Origin of the sequence: Desulfosarcina sp., from assembly GCF_033791525.1 — a bacterium.
GTDB lineage: Bacteria > Desulfobacterota > Desulfobacteria > Desulfobacterales > Desulfosarcinaceae > Desulfosarcina.
This window is the reverse complement of the sequence record NZ_JASJGN010000391.1, coordinates 1-4,378: the sequence shown is the minus strand read 5'-3', so window position 1 is coordinate 4,378 and position 4,378 is coordinate 1. Positions and strand designations below refer to the sequence as shown.

The 4,378-nt window shown below is 49.6% G+C and carries 4 protein-coding genes and 2 pseudogenes; all 6 read left to right on the top strand.

The genetic code is table 11. From position 1 onward, the window contains the following. Nucleotides 1-350: pseudogene (locus QNK41_RS19375) on the top strand (hypothetical protein); the annotation flags it as partial. Between the two features lie 108 nt (nucleotides 351-458). After that, a complete protein-coding gene (locus QNK41_RS19370; RefSeq protein WP_319260352.1) occupies nucleotides 459-710 on the top strand; it encodes a hypothetical protein in 252 nt (83 codons plus the stop codon). Nucleotides 711-976: 266 nt separating this feature from the next. Next, nucleotides 977-1,588: a hypothetical protein gene (locus QNK41_RS19365; protein ID WP_319260349.1), complete on the top strand. Its 612-nt coding sequence runs from the start codon at nucleotides 977-979 to the stop codon at nucleotides 1,586-1,588. Between the two features lie 110 nt (nucleotides 1,589-1,698). Then, nucleotides 1,699-2,241, top strand: coding sequence for a DUF4136 domain-containing protein (locus QNK41_RS19360; protein ID WP_319260346.1), 543 nt, complete (start codon nucleotides 1,699-1,701; stop codon nucleotides 2,239-2,241). 251 nt (nucleotides 2,242-2,492) lie between these two features. Next, a complete protein-coding gene (locus QNK41_RS19355; protein WP_319260344.1) occupies nucleotides 2,493-4,115 on the top strand; it encodes a YiiX/YebB-like N1pC/P60 family cysteine hydrolase in 1,623 nt (540 codons plus the stop codon). Between the two features lie 18 nt (nucleotides 4,116-4,133). Next, nucleotides 4,134-4,223, top strand: a pseudogene (locus QNK41_RS23140) (hypothetical protein); the annotation flags it as partial. Between the last annotated feature and the right edge of the window lie 155 nt (nucleotides 4,224-4,378).

The window sequence follows — 4,378 nt, the reverse complement described above, 5'->3', positions numbered from 1 at the left end:
GCGGCAAGGTCACCGGCGAGACTTCCCTAATAAAAGCGACCATAGGATTTCAGGCGGGCGCCCAGGCCTTCAGCGAGATGATATTTTTTGAAGACAAACGGGCCTATGACGAATTCACCAGCGGGGAATTCGAGTTTGATGCGGCGGCTTCCGCCGTGGCTATCACCGCCGGTGTTCAGGCCAAGGCCGGCACCGAAGGGGCCACTGCCGGCGCCAGTGCCGGACCGGCCACAGGCAAACAGGCCAAAGCCAGCTATCATAAAGGCATGGCCGTGTTTGTACACATCAAAGGCGGGTTGATGTACGAGGCGGCCATCGGAGGCCAAAAGTTCAACTTTAAAGCAAAGTAACCTAAACCAGACCACTTTTCAATTCAAACGGTAAGGGGTTGCCGTAATTTGTCATCGCGTCCCGATTTGGATGCACGACCATTTAACCCAACAGCGAAGGAGAGGAAAATGAAAAACAAACTGATATCCACAGTGCTGGCTATTTTTTTTCTTATTGGCATCACCGCCTGCGGCGGTGGGTACTATAAGGTCAAGGATACATCTACCGATAAAATGTATTTCACCAACAAACTTGAAAAGGAAACGGGTGGTGCTGTCAAATTGAAGGATGCCAATACCGGCTCTGAAGTCACACTTCAGAATTCTGAAGTAACCGAAATCAATAAAGAGGAATTCAAGGCCAACACCAAGAAAGAATAAATAACCTTTGCGAAGTGATTCCATTTGGCAGGCACAAACAGATCCTCTTTGATACTGCCATGATACCACAAAGCAGTCTATTCTTCTCACGGGCCGCCAGTGAAGGCCGACAGCACAACCGTCGTGTTGAAATTACCGTGTGAGGCCTCAACTAGTCGCACCGATCCCATTAGGTCGCCGGGCGTCAAATTATTGGGCGCCCGACGCCCGGCAATCTGAAGATTTGATCGGGTTGGCGGACAATACACTTAAATGTAGAGGAAATCATGAGTAAAAAATACGAGCTTTCAATACAGACGTTACCATCCGCAACGAGTCGTCGCACCTTTCTGAAAGCCGGTGTCGCCACAGCCGGGGCTGCACTGCTGGGCGTAGCAGCAAAGTCAACGGCCGCAACAGCTGCGGATCAGGCCCAGGACACTGTAGAAGAAGTACAGCTGCTGTTTGTTCAGACTTCAACAGACGTTGACCTGGGAAAGAGCAAGATGACACTGAAAGGGATTGGTCCGACGACGATTTTCTTTTCAGATCGACCGAAACGGATAGCGGGGCACATGGACACAGAAGAATTCGTGGCCGATTGGAAGGAAGGAAAAGGCAAAAATAGTTTTGCCGCCGATCCTCCCAATGCAACCTTATCGATCTTTGGCAAGGATGAAATCGTGGACATCGTCATGGAACTGAAAAATCCACGACTGGAAGGCAGCGATCTCATTTACGACATCGTCGGTGTGTTGGAGCAGGCCAATCCGATAACATCCGGTCCCTGTTCACTGTTTATCGATCCGGTTGGCATGCCGCTTTCCCCGACTTCCGTTGCCGGGGTGCATCGACGACACCGGCGGCGTGCCGTACGACGACATGCAGTGATTCGCTGAAACGGCTTACTTGCCAATAAAATTCTACCGCCAGTTTCGGATTCCCTGGGCCGCAACCTTGGATGCCAGGCCCTTATTTAACAATGATATGTCAATGGGAGATGCTTGCCATGAAGACAATTAAACTAGCTTGTATACTCATTTGTATCGGTTTTGCCGTAAGTTGTGCAACAATCTACGATGTCAAATATGACTATGACAAAAAGACTGACTTTTCCCAACTGAAGACTTATGACTGGATGGTTGTGCCGGATAGTGTGAAAATGGATGATTTTGTTATCGTTCGTATCAAAGAAGCGGTTAATGCCGAATTACATTCCAAAGGTTTGAAGTTGACATCAGAATCACCTGATTTTCTAATTGCCCAACATACTGCCACAAAGGATAAGGTGCAGGTTAACGATTGGGGATATGATTACGGTCCATACAGGGGATATCGGGGCGGATATTGGGGCTCAAGAAATGTTTCCACCTATAACTACGAAGAAGGGTCACTTATTCTTGATTTTGTGGATGCCGAATCCAAGAAGCTTATATGGCGCGGAACGGCCAAGGCCGAAATCCAAGATATCAACTCGTCGGAAAAAAGTGAACAACTGATAAACAAAGCCGTGAAGAAAATTCTGGAGAAATATCCACCATCGTCAAAATAGGTCACATTGATTGAATCGGTCCGCACGCAGGCTTCAGGAAAAAATTGTGACCCATCGATATTGCGTAAAATCCCTAAGGTAAGGGTATCGTACACAAAACAATATTTTTCTATTAAACGAAATCCCGAAACGAAAACGAACCGGTGCATTGCATTGAAGACCTGCGCGGGGGTTTTCATCAAATCCTGTGCTTCCGTTGAAGACAATAGCCATATTGCCATTTACCCCTGCTTAACGAAAGGCGATTTCCAATGCAAATCGTACTCACGACTATTCACCGGCGGACTGCCCGGGCTTTTGGCCGGCTTTCTGCAGCCGGTCTTTTCGCCTTGCTGCTTCTTACCGCCTGCGCAACGAGCAAATCCGGGGTTGTATCCCCTTTGCCGTCTATGACACCCCTGCAGGCAGCGCTTAAGCTCGAATCCGATCAGCGAACACTGCACACGGTAGCCGGGCAACTGGAGCGCACGCGATCCGATTTCATTGCGCTTCATCAACGCGGGGGTTGGCCCAAGCGGGGTTATTTTGACAGCGAAGAAAACAACCAGATCGAACGCCTCTACTTTCGATTCGTTGTCGGCCACACCACCTTGTGGGATATCATCAACAGTTACGGGGGGCCACAAGCCCGTTACACCGATGACGGAACCGGGATAAAAGCCCATGCCCTCGTACTGTATGCCGAGTTTTTGTTGGCCTTCCATTCATCATTTTTAATCGCCGAATTCATGGACGACCCCGTTGCAATCGCCAAACTGAATGAACCATTTTTTCGTTCGGAAATTCCCCAGGGGACCTACGACCGTCTTCACCGCAATGTCACATCCAAGGACAAAGCCCATATGCTGGCGGCGGGGTGGATGTTGTACTCGGAAGATGTCGCCGATCCTAATAAAATATTGGTCGAACTCGGTGAAGAAGATCCGGAATATGCGAACCTGCTGGGACAAATTCCGATCCTATATTCGGGAGCGATGCAACAGACACAACGCATACTAAATGCGCAAACCGGTGCCATAGCCGAGACTGAGAATTACTTCTCACACACCCGGGCTGAAGAATTGGCCCGGAAAACTTCACAGGAGTTTGGTGATTTATGGTATGCCACCCGTTCAATTCTTTTTAAAGATATCAGCCGGTTGAAAAACCCCAGCGCACATCTTATCCAATTTAGTGTGGCTCAAAAAAAGCAGGTTTACGATCTTCTGCAACCCGGTGACCTTATTTTAACATTTACCGCTGGCTATATCAGCGACGTCTTTATCCCGGGGAAGTATAAACACGGCATCACCTATGTGGGCTCTCCTGCCCAACGCGCAGCGGCCGGGTTAAAAGCAGACAGCCTGCCGATTGTGGCCGAGCCCGAGCGCAAACGTTTCGAACTTCATCTATCCCAGGAATTTCTTCCCGGAGGTGAGAATGCCGATATCATCGAGGCGGTAGCAGAGGGTGTCATCTTCAACAACCTGGCCAAAATCATGGACACCCATACGAATCGCTTGCTGGTTCTTCGTCCGATTTTAAATGACGCGGAAAGAACCGAATTTTTGGCAGGCGTATTCTCGTACCTGGGTGACGAATACGATTTTTACTTTGATTTTGCCAATTCCTCCCGGCAAGTCTGCACAGAGGTTCATTACCGGGCGTTAAGCGGCAAGGGCGGTATTCACTTCACGCTTACTGAACGCGCCGGCCACGAGACGCTCAGCGCGGATGATATTGTCCATTACTACTTAGAGACCCGGCCGCAACAGTTTGAACTTGTCCTTTTTGCGGACGAGGACCCGGGCGCCCAGCATCATCAGGCCAGAGTATTGACGGGTGCCGACGCTGAGGACCGTCTCAAAGCGCTGATGGCCACTACCAAGCCATGAGTCCATTCATCGTGCCGCTGTTCTGGAGGACTCGTTTCAAAAGGAGATCCGGTCGGTGATGTTATTTACCTGTGCGTCGAGCCGATAAATGAATATCTCCCAAACTGAGCGATTCACCTTTCTCGAAGAAGGTCGATTGGTAACGATCACGGTTGGGTACCATCGATGGTTGTATTCAAAAGGTGAAACCCATTGGGTTTGCCGATCTCACCCCATCTTCGGCGTTAGATATCGCCGCGCATAGTCCACTATAGCGCGACGAC

Excerpts from the sequence above, each read along its gene's own strand:
- QNK41_RS19355 (WP_319260344.1), top strand. The coding sequence starts at position 2,493 with ATGCAAATCGTACTCACGACTATTCACCGGCGGACTGCCCGGGCTTTT.
- QNK41_RS19360 (WP_319260346.1), top strand. The coding sequence starts at position 1,699 with ATGAAGACAATTAAACTAGCTTGTATACTCATTTGTATCGGTTTTGCC.
- QNK41_RS19370 (WP_319260352.1), top strand. The coding sequence starts at position 459 with ATGAAAAACAAACTGATATCCACAGTGCTGGCTATTTTTTTTCTTATT.
- QNK41_RS19365 (WP_319260349.1), top strand. The coding sequence starts at position 977 with ATGAGTAAAAAATACGAGCTTTCAATACAGACGTTACCATCCGCAACG.